The following is a 22,535-nucleotide window of genomic DNA, read 5'->3' as shown; positions in this document are numbered from 1 at the left end:
GGGCGGGCACTGCGCCGCCTCGTCGCTTCAATCAACAAAGAAGGACCGGAGAAAGATGAAAGATTGGATTGCATTCTGGAACGACGAGTCCGGCGCGACGGCGATCGAGTACGGCCTGCTGGCGGCTCTGATCTCCGTAGTGGCCATCACGGCCATGAGCAGCGTCGGAACCAATCTGGCTGCAAAGCTCGACGAGGCGGCAACGACCCTCAGCTGATCCGAGCTGTCCTGCAGCCTCGGATCATTCGCCCCGGCGCCGGCAACGGCCCGGGGCGAAGTCGTTTTCAGGCCCCGGTGTTTCGCCGATGCGTGGAGATGCCGGCGCGAACGACGGGCGCCGGCCACCGCGGCGTCCTTACCGCCAGCATGTGCGATGCAGGCGCCGTCAGCGCTGCCGGAATGGCCGCACACTTCAGACCTATGCGTGATCGAGCCCGCGTTTGTGCGGGACGGTTGTCGCACCAACTGCAGCGTCTTTCCCGCACGCGTTCATGCCTGTACCGGCGCCCGGCCGGCAGCCCGCAATGACTGCCGTGGAATTTCAGGGACTTACCACGCCCGCCGCAGTTGGCACCGCGATTGCTTTATAGGGTCCGGGAGCGAGCTGGAGCGTAGGGACGAACGACTTCCGCGGCTTCACTAAACAAAGAAGGACACAAAAAAATGGGACGTTTTGTTGCATTCATGAAGGACGAGACTGGCGCGACGGCGATTGAGTACGGCCTGCTTGCCGCTCTGATCTCGATCGCGGCCATCACGGCCATGACCTCCGTTGGCACCAACCTGTCGGCCAAGCTCGACGAGGTCGCCACGGCGCTCAGCTAAGACCTAAGGACGAGGCAACTCCGAACACAGCACGCCTCGGCTCGAAAGAGCCGGGGCGTGTCTGTTTGTGGCCGCCGCAAACGTACGCCGCCACCGAACCTGCTTTGTCGGCACGGAACGACCATCGTCGTCCCGCGCCGCTCATGACTGCCGTGCCGCGCTGAACGCGCGGCGCCTATTCCTCGCCGTATGTGCCGAAGGTCGTCTGGCTGAGCTCGCTCGCCAGGTCCTCGGCCGCGTTGCCGAGACAGAGCGGATCCGCATCCATGCCTTCGAAGCGGCACCCGAGCAGACCGGTGGTGTCGAGGCACTTGTCGACCGACGCATCCACCGTCGCGCGCAGCTCGGCGATCTGCGCCGCCTGCGCCGTCAGGCAATCGGGATCCTCCTCCGCATCGGCCAGCACCGCAGCCAGCTCGCACTCGTTCAGCGACGCATAGATGCGAGCCATGCCCTTCTGCAGATCGCGCAGGATGCGCTCCTGACAGGCGAATGCGTCCTCGCCCGCGATGACGTTGGGCGGAAGGTCGGGCGGCCCGGTGCCGATGCCGGCGCGCAGGTACTCGGTCATGACCTCGTCCTGCACGCACTGCAGGCACCGGCCGATGTTGGAGATGCTGCTCACGCTCATCTGGCTGCATCCGCCGCTGCACTGCGTGGGAAAGCCCAGGCTGGCGCGCGTCAGGCCCGCGCCCGCGCAGGTCTTGTCCTTGGCGCCGCCAATGACGGCGGCCAGCTTCTCGGCGGCCTTGGCCAGGCGCAGCTCGCGGGCGCCCGTGTCGCACGCGCGACCGGCCAGCTCCTCGAGGTAGCAGCGGTTCCACTCGCGAAGGTGCGCCTTCGTGTAGCGCGCCATCGCCTTGCCGATGGTCTCGAAGCACGGAGCGCGCAGCGCGCCTTCGGCCGTGGCATCGGGCGTCGAGATCGCCGTGATCGGCAGATCCAGCGTCGGTTCATCGGGGTCGTCGGAGAAGATGCGCAGCGTCGCATCCGAGAAGGCCGCCGACGCCGGCGCGAACACGATCTGGATGATCTCGCTGCCACCGACCGGAATGGACAGCGGCGCCGCCGGGCCGCTGAGCGAAAGGCTGGCCGGCGCGCCCGCGACCAGCTCGTAGCTGCTGATCTGCAGCGGGTTCTCGCTGCCGTTGTTGTAGACGGCGATGTCGAACGTCTTCACCTTGCCTACCAGCGCCACGAGGACGGCGGAGTCGGGCGAGACACGGATGTCCAGCGGTTCCAGGCAGCTGTCCACCAGAGGCGTGATGTACGTGTCATAGCCTGCGGGTGCGCCCACCGCCTGCATGAAGTTGTCGCAGTTGAAACCGGGCAACGTCATGTAGTCGATGATCTCCTGGGCGTTGGTGAAGCCGTCGCCATCGCTGTCGGCGTTCTCGACGTCGGTCAGCGACTGCACCACCGACTTGCCGAGATACAGCTGCTGCTCCACCGAGGTGCCGAAGGAATTTCGCGCTCCCGATCCGGTGAAGCGGAAGTGGCAGACGCCGCACGTGTCGAGGTTGCTCGCCTCGGCAACCCCGTAGTGCGCCTTGAAGTTGTCGAAATAGGTCGGCCGCGCCTGGGCGACGCCCGCGCCACAAGCGAGCGCGAGCACGGCCACTCCCGCTCGGGCAATGGTGCTGCTTGCACGGCTCATGGGTAGGCTACCTCCGCGAACGCCGGCACGACCGCGCCGAGCGCGTCCTCGATGCACTGGTAGGCGGCCGCGTTGTCGGCGGCGCCGTCTGCGCATCCTTCGATGCTGGTGAACGACTCGCAGTGATCGACGCGCGCGGCGGCACTGTCCTGCGCAGCCGCGATCTTCCCGGTCGGATCGGACGAGCAATCCAGCGGCGGCACGTTGGTGCCGTTGGCATTGCCCGCCTCGCATCGCGTCAGCGTTCGTGTCCACGACGCTGCCAGTCGGGTCGCCGCGTCAGCCAGGTTGCGCTGACACTGCGCCGGCGCCCCGAAGTCGACGTTGTCGGGCACCTCCGGCGGCGCGACGCCGTAGGCCGACGACAGCGCGGTATCGGCAACCGCTTCGGAGAGGCAGATCGCGCACGAGGCGACGTCGCTCAGGTCGAACAGCGCGACGGTGGAGCAGGGCGCCGGGCAGTAACTGCCCAGGCCGATGCTCGCCGGCGTCAGGCTGGCTCCTGCGCAACGCTTGTCACGAATGCCGCCGAGGCGCTCCTGCACCCTGGCCGCGGCTGCCTCGACGCTGTCCTCGACCGCGCCTTCGTCGCACGGGAGGCTGGCGGCCTCGGTGGCGTAGCAGGCCGACCATGCGCCGAGATACGTCTTGAAGTACTTGGCCTGCAGCTTGTCGACGTTCTTGCGGCAAGCGGCGACGACGGCCTCGTCGGTCTCGACGAAGACCCTGGCCATCTCCACCGGCGCCGCCCGGCCGTTCTGGTCCCACAGGTCGAAAAGGATCGGCCCGGCAGCGTTGGTGATGTTCTCGTCGCGCAGGAACTCGACGTATTCGCGTGAGGTGGTCTGGTAGTACAGCGTCACCTCGGCCGCGACGGCGTCGGGTCCGACGGGATAGACGACATCGTCCCAGTACTGGCCATCGGCGAAGGTGTCGCCGATCGGATGCGCATCGACCGCCGCGTAGGCCGCGTTGGTGAAGCCGCGCGGCGGAATGCGGTTGTCCTTCTCGCGCACGTTGTTGAGGATCAGGTGGAAGTCCGCTTCGGGATCGAGGCCCGCGGCTGCTGCCACGTCCTCGCTCATGCCGTGCAGCGCTTCCCAGACCTGAAGGTGCGGATCGTAGTCCTCGTCGAGCGGGTGGGCGCCATAACCGGCGATGGTCGCATCGGCAAAGGAGTATCGGCCCGAGCTCAGCACGACGTTGCGCTCGGCGTCGAATGCGCGCACCTGCAGCCACATGCGGCGCCCTTCGGGATACCCCGTCGGCAGCTTGTGGCCGGTCTCGTTGGTGACGCGCACCGTCAGGTTGCCGTTCTCGATCGTTGCCGAGACCGTCGCCGCCCGCCGCAGCATCTCTTCGGCGGCCTGCGCTCCCTGCTCGAGAATGTCGGCGTCCACCTCGCCGCCGAAAGCCGGGTGAAGCGGAATGATGCGCGGAACGAACGTGTTGGCGCCGACCATGCTGTGCAGGGGCATGTTCTGCCGGAAGATGCCGGTGCTGGCGTCCTTGCCCGGAATGCGCGGCATGTGGCAGCTCTGGCAGGTCGAGACGGTGTAGTCGCCCTCGACGCCCGCGCCGGCGCCCGCGAACTGCGGCGCGTAGACGCCGGTGGTGGCGTACTGGCTGTTGAGCCATTCGTCGTAGGTCGACTGCTCCGGGAAGGCCAGGCTGAGATCGCCGGCCAGATCGAACGTGTTGAGCTCGTACTCGCCGCCCATGTTGCGAGTGAAGAGCGGGTTCTTGACGTTGTGGCAGGTGCCGCAGAGTTCCGAGGACTCGTGGTACGGCGACACCAGCGTGCTCTTGGGATGCGGGTTGCCGCCGAGGTCGGCGACGATGTCGAAGGGGCCGCGCAGCCGCTGCTGCGGATCGACGACCATCTGCGCGTTGCCGATCGTCGTCACGGGCTGCGTGAGCGCGCCCAGGATCGCTGCGTCCTCGGCGGGAGAGCCGGCGCCGCCGACGGGATCGACGAGGCGATGGCACACGCTGCACTGGACGCCCTGGCGGTCGTCGGCCGTCGTGGCCGTGGCATCTTCGGGCGCCGAGCGGCCTTCGAGCCAGCCCTTGGGCATGTGGCAGCGGATGCACGTCTCGCCGGCGTGCGGCGCATCCTGATTGGCGATCGCCATCGCCGCGTACATCAGCGGGTCGCGTCCGGACTGCGCCATCATCGAGCCCTGCCAGTTGCGGTACGGCTCGATCTGCGGCGAGCCGTAGTCGGAGTGGCACGGCGTGCAATCGGAGGGCACGGCGAAGTTGTCGGTGACGGTCAGCGGCTGCGTGCCGGGCGCCTCGAAGTCCTCTCGCGTGGAGGGAAGGGGAGCGGCCTGCGCCGCAATCCCCCCCGACACCGCCAGAGCCACAACGAGAGCGGCGGGAAGCGCTCGTCGCACTTCCCGCCGCCGCTCGGCCTTCGAAATCGAAAGCCTGATCAAGTGAATCCCCCTTTTCGGCCTACGGGCAATCCGGGAACGCTTCCGAGCCCTCGTGGAGCGTGAACGTAGGATTGATGGTCGATCCCTCGAAGCATGTCCCGTTGGTGTCCGTGCTCAGCGCGAAGACCCAGTTGCCATAGGAGTTGAACTCCTCGGTGCTCGGGTCCGGATTCCCGCCGTTCTCGCGCACGTTGTTGTTGCGGAACTGCAGCCGCTCCGTGTCCTGATCCGGGCTGGTCGGCTCGAAGGGTCCCGGGCCCTCGACCAGCACGTTGATGATCTCCTGATCCAGGATCGCGAAGCCGAACGTGTCGTTGTCGCGCAGGAAGTTGTGGCGATACACCGAGTCGTCATCCGAGATGATCATGAAGCCGGTGCCGGGAAGCACCGCCGACACGGTGCTGCCGGGGATGGCGAAGTTCGGCGTGTTGTTGGCGTACGACAGGTTGTCGAAGAAGTTGTGGAAGCCGTGCGTCTGGATCGCCGGGCCAGGCAGCTTGAACGACAGGATGCCGCCGGTGTTCGCCGTGGCGGTGTTGCCGTAGACATCGGCCGTCAGGCTGTTCTCGATCTCGATGCCGGTGACGTTGTCGTGCACGTCGTTGAATCGCACCGTGATGTCCTCGGACTGGCCGACGTAGATGCCGGCATCGCGGACGTTGATGACCTCGCTGCCCTCGACGACGACGTTGCGGCTGACAACCGGGAAGACCGCATAGACGCTGAAGTCGTCATCGGCGGTGGCGCCGTCGCCGTAGATGTCGCGGAAGCTGATGCCGTCGGCATTGGTGGCGAACACGCCGTTCTCGTCCCAGCCGCGCAGCTCCAGGGCCTGAAAGTGCAGGCCGTCGACACCGGCCGCGGTGATGCCGTTCGGATCGGCGCCCATCAGCGGCGGCTCCAGGACCGGGCGGTTGTCGGCAGCCGCGCCGCAGCCGACGATGGCCAGGTTGTCGGCCGGCGACTCGCAGACGCCGCCGCCAGGACACTCGCTGTCGCCGAGACAGGACAAGCCGTCGTTGTCGCCGCCATTGCAGGTCGCAGACGGGATGTGAACGCTCTCGTTGTAGGTGCCGGACTGGACGAGCAGCTTGTCGCCGGTGGCGGCCGCATCGACGGCGGTCTGAATGGCGCCGGCGCCATTCGTGACGAGCGTGCCGGTCTCGGCGTACTGCTGATCGACGATCTCGTTGACCGCGTCGAACACGCTGCAGGTGACGCACTCCGCGACGTGCTCGGCCGTGGTTGCGCCGGGGCAGGCAGTCAAGGCCACGATGTTGGCCTCGGAGAGGGATCCGCACGCGTCGATCAGGCTGGCGCTCGACTTGGCGAACAGGGCGTCCAGCGCCGCGTCCGTGTCGCCGTCGGTCGGCGCAGTGATGACGCCGCCGGAAATCGAGCCGACGCACGCCTCGCCGATGTCGCCGGTGTCGCCGGCCTTGATCTTGCCCTCGATGCACTTGTCGACGACCTTCAGGACCGAGGCCAGCGTCTTCTGCGCAACCTTGCCGATCTCCGCGCCGCAATCCTCGTTGGCCGAGACGATGTTTGCCGGAATGCCGTGGGTCAGGCCGACGAAGACTTCGGCCGTGCCATGATGCTGGGAGAGGGTGCAACTGCCGACGTCGGAGCCCCCGACGCCGTCATAGGAGCTGCCGAGGCCGGAGGTATCGCCGCAGGCTGCTGCGATGGTCTCCTGCGCCTTGATCGCCGCCTTGGCGACCTTCTCGTCGTCCTTGGTGTTGGGGCAGGCGGTGTAGTCGCGCTTCAGGATGCACTTGCCGCGCGTCTTGACCACCGCCTTGACGAATTTCTGCGACGCCTTGGTGATGGCGCTCTGGCAGGCGACCGACCCGCCCGTGGGCGCCGTGATGGTCGGCGCAGCGTGATCTTTGCAGTAGGTCGGACCGTCGGCGGCGGCCCCGGCGACCGAAGCGAAAGCGAGCGACACCGCAACCGCGGCGCCGCGCGAAAGAACCTTCTTCATGTGGACCCTCCCCTGGGTGTTGGTGCCCGGCTGGAGTCCGGGCGGCGGGGCACCCTAACTGCGGGAGAGGACTGGTGTCAAGGAAAGTTTCGACGCCGCAGGTGTTTGCGAATCAGTGATCGCGACCTTCGACTGCCGAGAGATGACCGAAGACGGCAGCGCCACGGATGGCATCGGCCGTATGGTTCTCGGTCGCCGCCGATTCCAGCTTGTCGGCCGGCAGCCAGATCGAGAACCGCTCGAAGCGTGAAGGCTTGGCCGGATCGGGATCCTCGTTCGTCTGCTGCACTCCGAACAGGAAGACCAGCTCCAGGCCGTGCGGCTCCAGGTTGAAAGAGACCATTTCCTCGAGAACGGGTCCGGCAACCTGGCGCCAGATCATGTCGGTGCGGCCGTTCTGCGTCGTTTCCGGCTCGGCGAAAATGATGCCGGTGTCGACATCGATCTCCAGATACTCCGGGCCGAGGCGTGCGGATGGCCCCGCCACGCGAACTTCGGTCGGACCGACCGCCCCGGCTGCGATGCTGCGCATCATGAGCTTGGTCTGCAGGATGACGCTGTCCGGCCCGTGGGCGCTGGCGATGCGCCGCAGCTCGGCGGCCAGAGTGTTCATCTTCTCGCGTGTAACGGCCGGCGGTATTCCTTGCTCGTCCGGAACGGCTGCCGGCGCGACTGCCGGCAGATCGGCGGAAGGAACAGGGGCGACCTCGACGGCCGCCGGAACGGGACCGCCGGCGGCGCCTTCGGTGGTTTCGAGCCGGCCCCCGCGGCCGCGGCTGGGAACCGCCACGACGGCAAGGATGAGTAGAGGAGCCAAAGTCCTCAGGCGGCGCATGGCAGCGATGCTGCCAGCGGAGTGCGGCGTTTGCCAGGATGGAAACGGTTCGTTTGCCCCATCGGCGCCCGGCAAGATGAGGCGAGATGTCGCTACCGCATCGGAACCGCCTTTCGCGCCGCTCGTTTCGTATCGTGGCCGACGTACGCGCGAGCCTCGAGGAGGCAGGCGCCGCGGATTGCCGCCTGCTTGCCGGCGTGTCGGGGGGCGGCGACTCGATGGCGTTGCTCACGATTCTGGAGCTCCTTGCCGCGCCGCTGCGGCTGCAGGTCGAGGTAGCATGCGTGGATCACGGTCTGCGGGCGGAAGCGGCGCGCGAGCAGCAGCTCGCCGCCGGCGCCAGCGCGCGCGCGGGCTTTCCCTTCCATCTGCTGCGTGTTCATCCGGATGACGCCGGCGAGGACGCCTGCCGCCGCGCGCGTCACGCGGCCCTGGCGGCATTGGCGCAGCAGCGGGCGGCACGCTGGATCGTGCTCGCGCACACGGCCGACGACCAGATCGAGACGATCATGCTCAAATTCCTTCGCGGTGCCGGACCGGGCGGCCTGGCCGGCATGCAGACGGTGGCGGGCAACCTGCTGCGGCCTCTTCTCGAGCAGCGTCGCCAGGACCTGCGCGAGCTGCTGCGCGAGCAGGGCCGGTCGTGGGCGGACGATGCCAGCAACGTCGCCGAGCGCTATGCGCGCGGCCGACTCCGTACGGCCGTCCTTCCGGCCATCGAGCGCGCATTCGGCGAAGGGGCGCTCTCGCACCTGCTGGACACGGCCCGGCACTGGCGCCGCGACCATCGCTATCTGGAGAGCGAGGCGACTCGACTGGAGGCATACTGCCGGCGCTCCGGCGGCGGCGTCAGGCCCGAGTTGGATCTGCCTTCGCTTCTCGAGGCCGACGAGGCATTGCGCGCGAGGGTGCTGCAGCGCTGGCTCGGACGCGTAAGCAGCGTGAACACGCCCGATGCCAGCTACGTCGAGCAACTGATGAGCCTGGTCGACGGCTCCCGTGGCGCAACCGGATTGGATCTTCCTGGCGTGCGCGTCTGGTGCGAGAATGGGCGCTTGCGCAGCGCGCGCACCGACATCGATGCCACGGCCGGCAGCGACGACAGCGGGCAATCCAGCGTGTTGCCGCCTGGCAAGGGGCGTGTTAGGTTGCGGCGCGTCACGCAGAATTCGTAGAAAATCCGAGCGTTTGAACCACGCACTCCGGAACCGGCCGGGTGCCAACAGAAGGAAGCGATCAGCCGTTTCGCATGAATCAGTTCTCCAGAAACCTCGCCTTGTGGCTCGTCCTCGGCCTGATGGTCGTGTTGCTGTTCAACATGTTCCAGGCCCAGCAGATCCGCGATCAGGAGATCAGCTACAGCGACCTCATCGCCGAAGTCGACGCCGGCAAAGTCCGCAACGTTACCGTTCAGGGTGAGCTCATCCGCGGCCAGCTCTCCGACGATCGCGATTTCCGCAGCTACGGCCCCTCCGAAGACGCCATCAAGCGTTTCATCGACAAGAAGATTCCGTTCTCGGTCAAGCCCGAAGCCGAGGATCCCTGGTACGTGATCATGCTCGTCCAGTGGTTCCCGATGCTTTTGCTGGTGGGCGTGTGGATCTTCTTCATGCGCCAGATGCAGATGGGCGGCGGCAAGGCGATGTCGTTCGGCAAGAGCCGGGCCAAGCTGCTCAACGAACACACCAACAAGGTCACGTTCAGCGACGTGGCCGGCATCGACGAAGCCAAAGAAGAGCTCGAAGAGATCATCTCCTTCCTGCGCGATCCGAAGAAGTTCACGCGTCTGGGCGGCCGCATTCCCAAGGGCGTGCTGCTGGTCGGCTCGCCGGGTACGGGCAAGACGCTGCTCGCGCGCGCCGTGGCGGGCGAGGCCGGCGTTCCGTTCTTCTCCATCTCGGGCTCCGACTTCGTCGAGATGTTCGTCGGCGTCGGCGCCAGCCGCGTCCGCGACCTGTTCGTGCAGGGCAAGAAGAACGCGCCCTGCATCATCTTCATCGACGAGATCGACGCCGTCGGCCGCCATCGCGGCGCGGGCCTGGGCGGCGGGCACGACGAGCGCGAGCAGACCCTGAACCAGCTCCTGGTCGAGATGGACGGCTTCGAGTCGAACGAAGGCGTGATCCTGATGGCCGCCACCAACCGGCCCGACGTGCTCGACCCGGCCCTGCTGCGCCCGGGACGCTTCGACCGGCGCGTGGTGGTTCCGCGCCCCGACGTCCGCGGCCGCACCGGCATCCTCAAGGTCCACACCCGCAAGGTGCCGCTGGCACCCGACGTCGACCTCGAGCAGCTCGCCAAGGCCACGCCCGGGTTCTCCGGCGCCGACCTGGAGAATCTGGTGAACGAGGCGGCGCTGCTGGCGGCGCGCGAAGGGCGAGACACCGTGGTGCAGCGCAACTTCGAGGACGCCAAGGACAAGGTGCTGATGGGCAGCGAGCGCCGCAGCCTCGTGCTCTCCGAAGAGGAGCGCCGCAACACCGCCTACCACGAGTCCGGACACGCGCTGGTCGCCAAGATGCTCCCGGGCGCCGACCCGGTGCACAAGGTGACGATCATTCCGCGCGGCATGGCTCTCGGCCTGACGCAGCAGCTACCCGAGGAGGACCGTCACTCGTATGGAAGGGCGTTCCTGCTCAACACGCTCGCCATCCTGTACGGCGGCCGCGTGGCCGAGGAGCTGGTGCTGAACGAGATCACCACCGGCGCCGGCAACGACATCGAGAAGGCCACGCAGCTGGCGCGCAAGATGGTGTGCGAGTGGGGCATGAGCGAGAACCTCGGCCCGGTCATGTTCAAGCGCCCGGCCGACGAGCCGTTCCTCGGCCTCGAGCTGCATCAGCAGCGCGAGTACAGCGAGGACACCGCGCGCAACATCGACGAGGAAGTGAAGCACATCCTCAGCGACGCCTACACGCGCGCCAAGTCGATCCTGAAGTCGAACCTGGACGCGCTGCACAAGATGGCCTCGGCTCTGCTCGAGCGCGAGGTGCTGGACGGCAAGGAGATCGACGAGATCCTGCGCTCGAGCGGGTGCGCGTTGCCGGCAGGAGCCTGAGCAAGGTGGCCGGCGCGAAGTCGGGCAACGGCGGGCGCGCCGGCGACGGCAACGCGGGCTCTGGCAGCGCGGCCGCCGGCCCGATGCGCAAGACCTCGGGCAACGGCTCGGGCGGCGCAGCCGTCGAGCGAAAGCTCTTCGGGACCGACGGCATCCGCGGCGTCGCCAACCAGGAGCCGATGACGCCCGAGACGGTGATGCGGCTTGGCCGCGCCGTCGGCCTTCACTTCCGCACCGAAAGCCCGCGCCGCCACAAGATCGTCATCGGCAAGGACACGCGCATCTCGGGCTACATGTTCGAGACGGCGCTGTGCGCGGGCCTGACCTCGATGGGCGTGGACGTGCTGCTGGTCGGGCCGATGCCCACGCCGGGCATCGCATTCCTGACGCGCAGCCTTCGCGCGGACGCCGGCGTGGCGATCTCGGCCTCGCACAATCCCTTCCAGGACAACGGGATCAAGTTCTTCGGGCCCGACGGCTTCAAGCTGGCCGACTCGGCCGAAGCCGACATCGAGACGCTGATGTTCGGCGAGGCGGTGGACAAGGAACGTCCGGCGCCCACCGAGATCGGCCGCGTCACGCGCATCGACGACGCCAGCGGCCGCTACAACGTCTTCCTCAAGAACGTCCTTCCGCGCGAGCTGACGCTGGACGGGCTGCGCATCGTCATCGACTGCGCGCACGGCGCCGCGCACCGCATCGCGCCGGTGGTGCTGGCCGAGCTCGGCGCGGAGGTGACGGCCATCGGCGTCAAGCCCGACGGCCTCAACATCAACGACGGTGTCGGCGCGCTGCACGTGGACGCGTTGTCGCGTGAGGTCCGTGCGATGGGCGCCGACGTCGGCATCGCGCTGGACGGCGACGCCGACCGCTGCATTCTCGTCGACGAGAAGGGCGAGGAGGTCGACGGCGACCACGTGCTCGCGATCCTGGCGACGTCGATGAAGAAGCGCGGCGAGCTGCCGAGCGACACGGTCGTCGCGACCGTGATGTCGAACTTCGGCCTGGAGGTCGCGCTGCGCGAGCAGGGCATCAAGCTCGAGCGCACGCCGGTGGGCGACCGCTACGTCGTCGAGCGCATGATCGAAGGCGGCTTCATCCTGGGCGGCGAGCAGTCCGGCCACATCGTCTGCCTCGGCCACACGACGACCGGCGACGGCATGGTGACGGCGCTGACCGTGCTCACGTGCATGAAGGTCTCGGGCAGACCGCTCTCGGAGCTCAAGAGCGTTTTCCGCCCGTATCCGCAGCGGCTCATCAACCTGCGGGTGCGCGAGCGCAAGGAGCTGACGAGCATCCCCAGCGTCGTCGGCGCCATCGCAGAGGCCGAAGGCGCGCTCGGCGGCCGCGGCCGCGTGCTCGTGCGCTTCTCGGGCACCGAGCCGCTGGCTCGCGTCATGGTGGAAGGCGAGGAGACGGGCGCGGTCGAAGAGCACGCACGCAGGATCGCGGCTGCCATCGAAGCGGTGCTGGGCTGAGCGCGACGCTCAGCCGTACATGATGCGAGTGATCCAGTCGGCGACCAGCGCCGGCTTGGATTCGCCCTCGATCTCCACGGTCATCGTGCGCGTCGTCTGAACCCAGGGCTCCTTCAGCTCGACATTGGCCAGCACGCTGCGGCAGCGAATGCGCTTGCCGACCTTGACCGGGCTGACGAAGCGGACCTTCTCGAACCCGTAGTTGACGCCCATGACCATTCCCGAGTAGCGCGCCGGATCCTTCGGGATCGAGGCGTCCAGCCAGGTCAGCATCGACAGAGTCAGAAAGCCGTGCGCGATGGTCGTGCCGAACGGCGTCGACTTGGCGGCTTCCGGATCGACGTGGATGAACTGGTGATCGTTGGTGACCTCGGCAAATTGGTTGATCCGAGCCTGATCGATCTCGAACCACTCGCCGACGCCCTCTTCCTGACCCACCGACGATTGAAAAACGGCGTATGCCTTCTCAGCGTTCGTGCTCATGGCCGCAGAACGTACAAAGGTCGCCGGGCGCTGTCGACCGCTGCAACTGCGCGACGTGCCGCGGGCGGGCCCGGCACTGCAGGCGACCCGCCATGTTTGCTCCGGGCGAACGGCGGCTGCCGGCTGCTGCGGGCAACGCGTCGGCGCTGCGGGCGGCCACTCGCCGCGCCAACGGCAGCAAACCGTACGGCGCCCGCCGGCTCCCTACGGCACGAGCGTGATCGTGAAGCCGTAGGTTCCGGTGGCGTCGCTGGTGTCGGAGCCGACGTCGATCGTGTAGGTGCCGGCCTGCGTCAGCGTCTTGTTGCCCGGACTGGCCCCGCCGATGTTGTTGGTGAACACGACCGTGCCGCTGGAATGCGTGCACTTCCATGGCAGGTTGAGCACGCCCGAGAACGCGCCCTCCTGGAAATTGACGACGTCGCCGGCCTCGGCTTCGAACGTGTACAGGTCGTGTGCGCCGGGCACCTCGATGTTGCCGTCGCCGGACTCGGGCGAGCCGTTGCTGACGGTATCGCCGATCTCGATCGCCGTCACGTCGTCGTCGGGCTGATCGCGGATCGTGAACGAGTAGGTGCCGGTGGCATCGGAAGTGTCCGATCCGACGTCGACGGTGTACTCGCCACCGCGCGTCAGCACGCGCCGGCCCGGCTCGCCGCCGGCAAGGTTGTTCGAGAACACGGTGGCGCCGTCCTCGTCGGTGACGAGATAGGGCAGGTTGAGCAGCCCGGTCTGGCTCAGCTCGTCGAAGTAGACCACTTCGCCGGCGGCCGCGCTGAACGTGTAGATGTCGTGCGCGCCGGGAACCTCGATGTTGCCGTCGCCGGTCTCGGGGAAACCATCGCTGACGACGTCGCCGATGGAGATGGAGCTCGTGTCATCGGCAGGCTGCGCGAGAATCCGGAACGAGTACGTACCGGTCGCGTCGGACGTGTCCGAGCCGACGTCGATCGTGTAGGTGCCGCCGCGAGTCAGGACGCGCCGCCCGGGCTCTCCGCCCGCCAGGTTGTTGGAGAAGACGGTGGCGCCGTCCTCGTCCGTCACCACGTACGGCAGATTGAGCAGGCCGGACTGAGACAGCTCGTCGAAGTAGATCTCCTCTCCGGCCGATGCGGTGAACGTGTAGATGTCGTGTGCCCCGGGCGTTTCGATGGTGCCGGCGCCGCTCATCGGAGCACCGCTTGCGACGGTATCGCCGATGGCGATGGCGAACTCGTCGTCAGCGGGAACCGACAGGATGCGCAGCGAGTAGGTTCCGGTGGCATCGCTGGTGTCGGTGCCGACCTCGAGCGTGTACGTGCCCGTCAGCGTCAGCGTGCGGCGCCCCGGCTCGCCGCCACCGAGGTTGTTGTTGAAGACGACCGTGCCGTTCGGATCGAGCAGCCGGTAGGGGAGATTGAGGAGTCCCGAAAGCGACAGCTCATCGAAATACACTTCCTGTCCCGCCGCCCCGGTGAACGTGTAGAAGTCGCGTGTGCTCGGCACCTCGATGTTGCCGGCGCCCGAGGAAGGGCTTCCGTTGGAGACGATCTCGCCGATGGCTATCGCGAACGTCTGGTCGGCCGGCACTTCCCAGATCTTGAACGAGTAGGTGCCCACGGCATCGCTGGTGTGGGAGCCGACGTCGACGGTGTAGGTGCCGGTCAGCTCCAGCGTCAGGCGTCCCGGGTCGCCGCCGGCGAGGTTGTTCTGAAACACGAGGTCGCCGTCGGGATCGCGCAGCGTGAGCGGATGGTTCAGCAGCCCGCTCTGCGCCAGCTCGTCAAAGAAAATCTCGTCTCCGGCGGTACCCGCGAACGTATAGAGGTCGTGCACGCCCGGCGTCTCGATGTTGCCGGCGCCGCTGCCCGGCACGCCGTTGCTGACCGTATCGCCGATGGCGATGGCGAAGCTGTGGTCGGCCGGCACCGCCCACAGCTTGAAGCTGTACGTGCCGGTGTTCGGATCGCCGGGATTGCCGACGAAGATGCGGTACCAGCCGCCGCGGCTCAGCACGATGCGACCGGGCTGGCCGCCATTGAGGTGCGTCAGGCCGAAGACGGGATTCTCCCCGCCGTCCTCGGTTCGCCACGGGATGAAGTTGCCGCCCAGCTCGTCGAAGAACACTTCCTCACCGGAGTCGGCGAAGAACGCGAAGAAGTCCTGAGAGCCTGCCGTCTCGATGTTGCCCGCGCCCGGCTCCGGCACGCCGTTGGATACCGTGTCGCCGACGGCGATGACGATGAACTCCGGCGGCAGGGTCGTCGAGGTCGTCGTGACGGTGGTGGTGGGCGCGAGGGTCGTGGTCGTGGGCAGCGTCGTCGTCACCGGCACGGTCGTGGAGGTCGGAGGGGCGGTGGTCGTGGTCGAGGCCAGCGTCGTCGTCGAGGTTCCGCCGCAGCTCGCATTGGCGACGGCGTCATCGACGAGATCGCAGCTTGCACCGAGGGCGTCCATCGTGTCGAGCGCAAGACACACGCGGCACAGCGCACGCCGTCGCAGGCAGCGATCGAACTCATCGGCCGTGGACTCAGCGGCGCATGCACCTGGAAACGCGGTGGGCAGATCGACGGTGGAGCATGACGTCGTCCGTGCGCTCAGCATGCGAGCGGCCGCCGCCCCGAGCGCGGCGTCCGGATCGTCGGCGAGCGATGGCATCGGGTCCACGCAGGCGCTGACGAGAGCCACGGCATCCGTGGCGCCGGCCGCCAGCGTCTCCTTCTTGCAGGCATTGAAGGTGGCGAGGGCCTTGGTGGTGAAGACATCGGCCGCCTTGACGACCTTCTTCTGGCACTTGGCGGCAGCCGCGTCGGCGTCGCGGGAAAGAATCGTGAGGCCGGAGCCGGAGTCGAGCATATCGTTCAGGAGCGCCAGGCGCTGGCTCTGCGCCGCGGCCGACGCCTGATCAGCTCCCGTGTATGCGAAGGCCGGCGTTTCCGAGCACTTCTTCGCCGCCTGCAGCATCGCTTTGGCGCGAGCCTTGGCGACCTTTCCCTTCGCATCGGCCTCGATGCACGAAGCCGCATCGACGGCTTTGCCCGCGGCGACGTCGGCAAGGCAGGCCCGTTGGACTGCTGCCTGCGCCGTCGACACGCGCCGTGCCGCCTTGTTCAGGACGTTGATGCAGCGCTGCTGGTCGGAGGTCTGCACCCCGGCTGCCGCGGAGGCGGGACGGAGGGCGAGCAGGCTCGAGACGGCGAGCGCGGCAGCGAAGGTCGACAGGATGCGCAGGTCGGCGGACACGGCAACGACGGTCGAGAGGATGCGGCGGTCAACGGACGCGGCGTTCGCGGCAGCCCGAAACGTGATCATGGACGATCCCCCACAGCGGTTCGGTCGCCTCCACGATAAACCATCGACCACGGCCAGCGAGTAGGATCACGGCGTTCTGCAGGCCGCGACGATCATTTCGAAACCGGCGGGGGGTTTGGCGAGTGAACATGCTCGCGCCGCACGACGCTTTGCGGGGCCGCGTCAGTCTCGAAACGCCGCCGCGACGGCGGCCCGTAAGGTCGACGCAGATCAGAACGCGCCGAAGCGACGATCGCGAAGTTCGCCGAAGCTGCGAGCGTCAAAGAACCGCCAAAACAGCATGGACACGCCAAAGGACGCGCCGGACTCTTGGCGAGATGGCGTGATTTTTCGGCAGATCTTCGCTATGGAGTTCGGTGTCGAACGCACGGATCTGTCCGATGCATGGAGGGTTGATCGGCTTCCAGTGCCTGGCTCCCGAATCCCAGCGCGGCCATGCGGCTGGATGCCCGGCGAGAGGCCGCGCGGCAGCGGCGCGACACTGGTGCGACGACAGCCGAGCTCGACCTGAAGGCTCATGCTCGTGACGACGAGGTCCACGTCCATTTCCGTGCCACACCGGCATGCCCGTCCGCACCGGACGTGCCCCCTTGCGCCAGCGCAACGCCGCGTCGCAACTCGACAACCAACGCCTGATGGGTCAGGTTCCAGGTAGCGCCCAACCCCATGACCATGAGCCAACCTCCCCTCATCCGGCTCGGCGTCAACGTCGACCACGTCGCCACCGTCCGCCAGGCCCGCGGCGTCGATTATCCCGACCCGGTCGAAGCGGCCCTCGCCGCCGAGCGCGGCGGCGCCGGCGGCATCACCGTCCACCTTCGCGAAGACCGCCGCCACATCCAGGAGCACGACGTCCGCCGGCTGATGAAGCTCGTCACGACCAAGGTGAACCTGGAGGTGGCAGCGACGCCCGCCATGACCGACCTCGCCTGCGAGATCGGCCCGCACGATGTCTGCATCGTTCCTGAAAGACGCGAAGAGCTGACCACCGAAGGCGGCCTCGCCGTGGCCGGCCGCGAAAGCACGCTGCGCCCGATGATCGAGCGCATGCGTGCGGCCGGCATCACCGTCAGCCTCTTCATCGAGCCCGACGCGCGCGAGATCGACGCCGCCGGCGAGGTCGGCGCCACCGTCGTCGAGCTGCACACCGGCGCCTACGCCAACGCCACCGCTCCGGCCTCGGTGGCACGCCATCTCGAAGCCCTGCAGTCGGCGGCGGCGCACGCGCATCGGCGCGGCCTGCAGGTCAACGGCGGCCACGGCCTGACTCTCGGCAACGTCGTTCCCATTGCGGCCATCCCACAGATGGTCGAGCTGAACATCGGCCACAGCATCGTCGCCCGCGCGATCATGGTCGGCATCGAGCGCGCCACCGCGGAAATGCTCGAGACCTGCGTGCGCGCGCGCCAGCAGCAAGCGCCTGCGCCGCCGCCGCGCCCGCAGGAACGCGCCTGATGCTCGAGCCGACCAGCGCAGCCTCCTTCGTCCTGTCGCGCGCCGACGTGCGCGCGCTCGACGAGAAGACCATCGCCTCGGGCACCGCCGGACTCGATCTGATGGAGCGCGCCGGCGAAGCCATCGTGCAGCTGCTGACCGACCCGCTGCGCCTTGCCTCTGCCGGTCTCGCCGCCGCGGCCGACCGGCGCCGTCTGCTGGTGCTCGCCGGCAGCGGCAGCAACGGCGGCGACGGCTTCGTCGTCGCGCGCGAGCTGACGGCGCGAGGCTGGCAATGCACGGTGGCGATGATCGGCCGCGAGCCGCGTGCCGGTACCGACGCCTGCACCAACCTGACGCGCTGGCGCCAGCTCGGCGGGCACGTGATCGATCCCTCCGGTGCCGACGACGCCATCGATGCCGCCGCGCGCGACGGCATGCTCGTGCTCGACGCCATCTTCGGCACCGGCCTGGACAAGGACGTCACCGGCCCCACCGCCGACCTGATCCAGCACCTCAACGACGCGCGCCTGCCAGTCCTGGCCGCCGACATTCCCTCGGGCCTCTGCTGCGACACCGGCCGGCCGCTCGGAGCGGCCGTGCGTGCCCGCGCCACCGCCACCATCGGCGCCGCCAAGCCGGGCCTGTTCGTCGGCGAGGGACCCGCGCACGCCGGCCGTGTCTACGTCGTCGACATCGGCCTGCTGCCGCCGCGCCAGGTCGGCCTTCAGCCGGTGGCGACCCTGATGGACGAAGCGACGATGGCCGGCGCACTGCCGCTGCTGTCGCCGATGGCCCACAAGGGCGACCGCGGCCACGTGCTGATCCTGGCGGGGTCGCCCGGCAAGTCCGGCGCCGCCATCCTGGCCGCTCGCGGCGCCCTGCGCGCCGGCGCCGGCCTGGTCACCGTGGCCACACCGGCCTCGGTCCAGCCCGACGTTGCCGCGGCGCTTCCCGAAGCGATGACGCGGGCGCTCGTCGATGACGGCGAAACAGGCGAAATCTCGACGGGTTCGGTGCGGGCCCTGCATGCGATGCTCGATGACTTCGATGCCATCGTTGCCGGGCCCGGCCTCGGCACCGGCCCCGGCGCCGTTGAGGCGGTTTCGGAGATCCTGCGCGCGGCAAAAGGGCAGGTGATTCTTGATGCCGACGCGCTCAACGTCCTGTCGGCACTGCACCACGAGCAGCGCATCTCGCTGCTGGCGCGTCGCCCCGACGCGCCGTTCCCCATCCTCACTCCGCATCCCGGCGAGATGGCCCGCCTCGTCAACCGGTCGATCGAGGAAGTTCAAGCAGACCGTCTCGGCATCGCCATCAACACCGCGCGGGACCTGCGCTGTGTCCTGGTGCTCAAGGGCGCCGGCACGATCGTGACCGACGGCGAGCTGGTGGCCATCAACAGCAGCGGCAACTCCGGCATGGCCTGCGCCGGCATGGGCGACGTTCTGGCCGGCATCTGCGGCGCTGTGGCCGGTCGCATTCTCGATGACCTGGACGCCGCCAGGCTTGCCGTCTACGCCCACGGCGCCGCTGGCGACGAGATGGCGCGCATCACCGGCGGTCCCGGCTTCCTGGCGGGCGAGGTTGCCGACGCCTTGCCCGCCGTTCTGGCAAGGCTATCCGAGCGGTGACCCCGTCGCGCGAGCAGCACGGTCAGACCGAGCACCGGCTCCAGCTTCGCAGCACGAGCGAACGACAGACCGAGGCGCTCGGCCGCGTCCTCGGCAGGACCCTGAGCGGTCCCGTCGTCATCGGCATCGTCGGCCAGCTCGGCGCGGGAAAGACGGTACTGGCCCGCGGCCTGGCCGACGGCCTCGGTATCGATCCATCGGCGGTCTGCAGCCCGACCTTCGTCTATCTGGTCGAATACGAGGAAGGCCGCCAGCGCTTCGTCCACGCCGATCTCTACCGCCTCGCGGGCGTGACCGAAGACGACGCCGAGCGCGTCTACGAAAGCATCGGCCTGCTCGACGCCGTCGACTCGCCGGCGGTGACGCTGGTGGAGTGGTGGGACTATTACGTCGGTCCGCAGCCCGAGCGCCTCGTGCGCATTGAAGTCGCCTGCGAATCCGGCGACAGTAGGTCGATTCGCCTGGAATTCAGGGGCGTTGGGATGGAGGAAGCCGCGCGAGCGGCAGGCTCGCTCATGGCAGACACAACCCGCATCGTTCAGAAATACGGAGGAACCTCGGTCGGCAGCCCCGAGCGCATCCACGAGGTCGCCAGGCGCATCAAGCGTTACTACGACGAGGGCAACCAGATCGCGGTCGTCGCCTCGGCGATGTCCGGCGAAACCAATCGCCTGCTGGCGCTGGCAAGCCAGGTCTCCCCGCAGCCGCATCCGCGCGAGCTGGACTCGCTCGTCTCCACGGGCGAGCAGGTCTCCTGCGCGCTCCTGGCCATGGCGCTGAACGACATCGGCGTGCCCGCCATCTCGCTGCTCGGCCACCAGGTGCAGATCCAGACCGACTCGAGCTTCGGCCGCGCGCGGATTCGCTCGATCGACTGCTCGCGAATCGAGCAGGCCTTCGAGGAGCGCTGCGTGGCCGTGGTCGCCGGCTTCCAGGGCGTCGACGACGATCAGAACATCACCACGCTCGGGCGCGGCGGCTCCGATACCACCGCCGTGGCGCTGGCAGCCGCGCTCGAAGCGGACGTCTGCGAGATCCTGACCGACGTCACCGGCGTCTTCACCACCGATCCGCGCGTGTGCCCCGACGCCCGCCAGCTTCACACGATCAGCTACGATGAGATGCTCGAGCTGGCCAGCCTCGGCGCCAAGGTCCTGCAGATTCGCTCGGTGGAATGCGCCAAGCGCTACCAGGTGCGCGTGCACGTACGCTCCAGCTTCGACGACAGTGAGGGAACCTGGGTGGTACCCGAGGACGAGACGATGGAAGAGATCCTTGTTTCCGGTGTGGCCTTCGAGCGCGATCAGGCAAAGGTGACCATCGAGGGCGTTCCCGACAGCCCCGGCCTTGCCGCCTCCATCTTCGTTCCTCTGGCCGAGGCCGGCATCATCATCGACATGATCGTGCAGAACGTCAGCGCCGGCGGGCGCACCGACGTCACCTTCACCGTGGCGCAGAACGACCTGGAGGCCACGCGCAAGATCTGCGAGCAGATCCAGGGAAAGATCGGCGCGCGCGGCGTCAACGCCAAGTCCAAGGTGGCCAAGGTTTCCGTCGTGGGACTGGGCATGCGCAATCACGCCGGCGTGGCGGCGCGCATGTTCGAGGTGCTGGCGGCCGAAGGCATCAACATTCAGATGATCACGACCTCCGAGATCAAGATCTCGGTCGTCGTCGACACCGAGCAGGTCGATCCGGCCGTGCGCGCGCTGCACTCGACGTTCCTCGGCCCGGAGGCGCGGGCCATCGAGCCCGTGGCGGCTTCATGACGGCGCGCTGCATCGAGATCTACGACACCACGCTGCGCGACGGCACGCAGGGAGAGGGTGTCACCTATACCGTTCGCGACAAGGTCGCGGTCGCCGAAAAGCTCGACGAGCTCGGCGTGGCAGTGATCGAAGGCGGCTGGCCCGGCTCCAACCCGCGCGATGCCGCGTTCTTCGACGACATCAAGAAGGTCCGCCTGCGCAACGCGAAGATCGCGGCATTCGGGTCGACGAAGCGTCCCGGCAGGCCGGCGGCCGACGACGCCAACATCGCCGCGCTGCTGGAAGCGAACACGCCGGTGGTCACGATCGTGGCCAAGACCTGGGACATGCACGTGCACGAGGACCTGCGCATCGAGCTCGCGGAGAACCTCGAGCTGATCGCGCAGTCGGTCGAGTACCTGAAGTCCCGCACCGACCGCGTCATCCTGGACGCCGAGCACTTCTTCGACGGCTACGAGGCCAATGCGCAGTACGCGCTGTCGTGCCTGCGGGCGGCCGCCGAGGCCGGCGCCGACCTGCTGTGCCTTTGCGACACTCGCGGCGGCTCCCTGCCGGGCCGCATCGCCGAGATCACGCGCCAGGCTGCCGGAATCGGCACGCCGCTCGGCATCCACTGCCACAACGATTCGGGCTGCGCGGTGGCCAACTCCCTGGCTGCGGTGGAGGCGGGCGCCGTGCAGGTGCAGGGAACCATCAACGGCTTCGGCGAGCGCTGCGGCAACGCCAATTTGTGCACCATCATCCCGAACCTGCAGCTCAAGCTCGGCTACCAGTGCGTCAGCGACAGCCAGCTCGCGCATCTTACCGAGGTCTCGCGCTTCTGCGCGGAGTTGGCCAACGTGGAGCTGGAGCGGCGCCTGCCGTACGTGGGCCGCAGCGCGTTCGCGCACAAGGGCGGCCTGCACGTCGCGGCCGTTCGGAAGAACCGCGAGACCTACGAGCACATCGATCCGATGGTCGTCGGCAACGAGCAGCGCGTGCTGATCTCGGACCTGTCGGGCCGCAGCAACGTGGTCAGCAAGGCCGAGCAGTTCGGCATCGAGGTCGAAGGCCGCCACGACGAGCTGGCCTCGCTTCTCGGGCACCTCAAGGACCTCGAGCACTCGGGCTTCCAGTTCGAGGGCGCCGAGGCGTCCTTCGAGCTGCTGATGCGCCGCAACCTCCATCCCTTCCAGCGCTTCTTCAAGCTGATCGGCTTTCGCGTGATCGACGAGAAGCGACACGAGGACGGCGAGACGGTCTGCGAGGCCACCGTCATGATCGAAGGCCCCGAGGGAGCCATCGAGCACACGGCGGCCGAAGGCAACGGCCCTGTCAATGCCCTGGACCGCGCGCTGCGCAAGGCGCTGACCAAGTTCTATCCGGCCATCGAGCAGGTGCAGCTGCACGACTACAAGGTGCGCGTCCTGGACGGCAAGGCCGGCACCGACTCGCGCGTGCGCGTGCTGATCGAGTCGGGCGACGGCGCGCGCCGCTGGGGCACAGTGGGCGTCTCGCATAACGTGGTCGAGGCGAGCTGGCAGGCTCTGGTCGACAGCGTCGTCTACAAGCTCCTGCAGGATGAGCTGTCCGGCTCGCGCCGCCGCGTCGGCGCCGGACGCTCGCGTCCCGTGCAGGCCCGTCGCAGCGGGGCCTGAAGAAGG

Annotated in this window: 16 protein-coding genes; 9 read left to right on the top strand and 7 right to left on the bottom strand. The window is 68.0% G+C overall.

Features of this window, described 5'->3' with window-relative positions; all coding sequences use genetic code 11:
- Positions 1-55 precede the first annotated feature (55 nt).
- On the top strand, positions 56-217 hold the full coding sequence (locus VEC57_01015) for a Flp family type IVb pilin (protein ID HYB97691.1): 162 nt from the start codon (positions 56-58) through the stop codon (positions 215-217).
- A gap of 446 nt (positions 218-663) precedes the next feature.
- Positions 664-825, top strand: a complete 162-nt coding sequence (locus VEC57_01010) for a Flp family type IVb pilin (GenBank protein HYB97690.1) — start codon at positions 664-666, stop codon at positions 823-825.
- A 175-nt stretch (positions 826-1,000) separates the two neighbouring features.
- On the opposite strand, the gene VEC57_01005 is transcribed toward VEC57_01010, so the two are convergent.
- From VEC57_01005 to VEC57_00990, 4 genes are all read right to left on the bottom strand, one after another.
- Positions 1,001-2,482 carry a hypothetical protein gene (locus tag VEC57_01005; protein HYB97689.1) on the bottom strand — a complete coding sequence of 494 codons (1,482 nt, stop codon included), beginning with the start codon at positions 2,480-2,482 and terminating at the stop codon, positions 1,001-1,003.
- A complete protein-coding gene (locus tag VEC57_01000) occupies positions 2,479-4,839 on the bottom strand; it encodes a multiheme c-type cytochrome (GenBank protein HYB97688.1) in 2,361 nt (786 codons plus the stop codon). The genes VEC57_01005 and VEC57_01000 overlap by 4 nt, the downstream gene beginning before the upstream one ends.
- A gap of 103 nt (positions 4,840-4,942) precedes the next feature.
- The gene (locus tag VEC57_00995) at positions 4,943-6,910 is read right to left on the bottom strand and encodes a parallel beta-helix domain-containing protein (protein HYB97687.1); all 1,968 of its coding nucleotides are present in this window, start codon (positions 6,908-6,910) and stop codon (positions 4,943-4,945) included.
- 112 nt (positions 6,911-7,022) lie between these two features.
- Complete coding sequence (locus VEC57_00990; protein ID HYB97686.1) at positions 7,023-7,700, bottom strand: hypothetical protein; 678 nt, start codon at positions 7,698-7,700, stop codon at positions 7,023-7,025.
- 179 nt (positions 7,701-7,879) lie between these two features.
- Between VEC57_00990 and tilS the strand changes: the two genes are divergently transcribed.
- The 3 genes from tilS (at position 7,880) to glmM (ending at position 12,281) form a co-directional block, all read left to right on the top strand.
- A complete protein-coding gene (gene tilS, locus VEC57_00985; protein HYB97685.1) occupies positions 7,880-8,920 on the top strand; it encodes a tRNA lysidine(34) synthetase TilS in 1,041 nt (346 codons plus the stop codon).
- A gap of 74 nt (positions 8,921-8,994) precedes the next feature.
- On the top strand, positions 8,995-10,803 hold the full coding sequence (ftsH, locus tag VEC57_00980; GenBank protein HYB97684.1) for an ATP-dependent zinc metalloprotease FtsH: 1,809 nt from the start codon (positions 8,995-8,997) through the stop codon (positions 10,801-10,803).
- 5 nt (positions 10,804-10,808) lie between these two features.
- Positions 10,809-12,281 carry a phosphoglucosamine mutase gene (gene glmM, locus VEC57_00975; GenBank protein ID HYB97683.1) on the top strand — a complete coding sequence of 491 codons (1,473 nt, stop codon included), beginning with the start codon at positions 10,809-10,811 and terminating at the stop codon, positions 12,279-12,281.
- A gap of 9 nt (positions 12,282-12,290) precedes the next feature.
- On the opposite strand, the gene VEC57_00970 is transcribed toward glmM, so the two are convergent.
- The 3 genes from VEC57_00970 to VEC57_00960 all read right to left on the bottom strand — a co-directional run bounded on the left by VEC57_00970 (position 12,291) and on the right by VEC57_00960 (position 16,595).
- Positions 12,291-12,764: a MaoC family dehydratase gene (locus VEC57_00970; protein HYB97682.1), complete on the bottom strand. Its 474-nt coding sequence runs from the start codon at positions 12,762-12,764 to the stop codon at positions 12,291-12,293.
- 204 nt (positions 12,765-12,968) lie between these two features.
- Positions 12,969-16,055 carry a hypothetical protein gene (locus VEC57_00965; GenBank protein ID HYB97681.1) on the bottom strand — a complete coding sequence of 1,029 codons (3,087 nt, stop codon included), beginning with the start codon at positions 16,053-16,055 and terminating at the stop codon, positions 12,969-12,971.
- Between the two features lie 210 nt (positions 16,056-16,265).
- Positions 16,266-16,595, bottom strand: a complete 330-nt coding sequence (locus tag VEC57_00960) for a hypothetical protein (GenBank protein HYB97680.1) — start codon at positions 16,593-16,595, stop codon at positions 16,266-16,268.
- Positions 16,596-16,727: 132 nt separating this feature from the next.
- Between VEC57_00960 and VEC57_00955 the strand changes: the two genes are divergently transcribed.
- From VEC57_00955 to cimA, 4 genes are read left to right on the top strand one after another with little or no spacing between them, the layout of a single operon-like run.
- Positions 16,728-17,510: a pyridoxine 5'-phosphate synthase gene (locus VEC57_00955; GenBank protein ID HYB97679.1), complete on the top strand. Its 783-nt coding sequence runs from the start codon at positions 16,728-16,730 to the stop codon at positions 17,508-17,510.
- On the top strand, positions 17,510-19,123 hold the full coding sequence (locus VEC57_00950; GenBank protein ID HYB97678.1) for an NAD(P)H-hydrate dehydratase: 1,614 nt from the start codon (positions 17,510-17,512) through the stop codon (positions 19,121-19,123). The genes VEC57_00955 and VEC57_00950 overlap by 1 nt, the downstream gene beginning before the upstream one ends.
- Positions 19,120-20,892, top strand: coding sequence for an aspartate kinase (locus VEC57_00945; protein ID HYB97677.1), 1,773 nt, complete (start codon positions 19,120-19,122; stop codon positions 20,890-20,892). Before VEC57_00950 ends, VEC57_00945 begins: the two co-directional genes overlap by 4 nt.
- Positions 20,889-22,529, top strand: coding sequence for a citramalate synthase (gene cimA, locus VEC57_00940; protein ID HYB97676.1), 1,641 nt, complete (start codon positions 20,889-20,891; stop codon positions 22,527-22,529). Before VEC57_00945 ends, cimA begins: the two co-directional genes overlap by 4 nt.
- Positions 22,530-22,535: the final 6 nt, after the last annotated feature.

The sequence above is a fragment of the Candidatus Limnocylindrales bacterium genome, assembly GCA_035626395.1.
Classification (GTDB): Bacteria; Desulfobacterota; Binatia; order UBA1149; family CAITLU01; genus DASPNH01.
The sequence above is the reverse complement of the archived record's forward strand: the minus strand, read 5'-3'. Positions and strand labels throughout refer to the sequence as shown.

Excerpts from the sequence above, each read along its gene's own strand:
- ftsH (HYB97684.1), top strand. The coding sequence starts at position 8,995 with ATGAATCAGTTCTCCAGAAACCTCGCCTTGTGGCTCGTCCTCGGCCTG.
- VEC57_00970 (HYB97682.1), bottom strand. The coding sequence starts at position 12,764 with ATGAGCACGAACGCTGAGAAGGCATACGCCGTTTTTCAATCGTCGGTG.
- VEC57_00955 (HYB97679.1), top strand. The coding sequence starts at position 16,728 with ATGAGCCAACCTCCCCTCATCCGGCTCGGCGTCAACGTCGACCACGTC.
- VEC57_01005 (HYB97689.1), bottom strand. The coding sequence starts at position 2,482 with ATGAGCCGTGCAAGCAGCACCATTGCCCGAGCGGGAGTGGCCGTGCTC.
- cimA (HYB97676.1), top strand. The coding sequence starts at position 20,889 with ATGACGGCGCGCTGCATCGAGATCTACGACACCACGCTGCGCGACGGC.
- VEC57_01010 (HYB97690.1), top strand. The coding sequence starts at position 664 with ATGGGACGTTTTGTTGCATTCATGAAGGACGAGACTGGCGCGACGGCG.
- VEC57_00965 (HYB97681.1), bottom strand. The coding sequence starts at position 16,055 with ATGATCACGTTTCGGGCTGCCGCGAACGCCGCGTCCGTTGACCGCCGC.
- VEC57_01015 (HYB97691.1), top strand. The coding sequence starts at position 56 with ATGAAAGATTGGATTGCATTCTGGAACGACGAGTCCGGCGCGACGGCG.
- VEC57_00950 (HYB97678.1), top strand. The coding sequence starts at position 17,510 with ATGCTCGAGCCGACCAGCGCAGCCTCCTTCGTCCTGTCGCGCGCCGAC.
- VEC57_00995 (HYB97687.1), bottom strand. The coding sequence starts at position 6,910 with ATGAAGAAGGTTCTTTCGCGCGGCGCCGCGGTTGCGGTGTCGCTCGCT.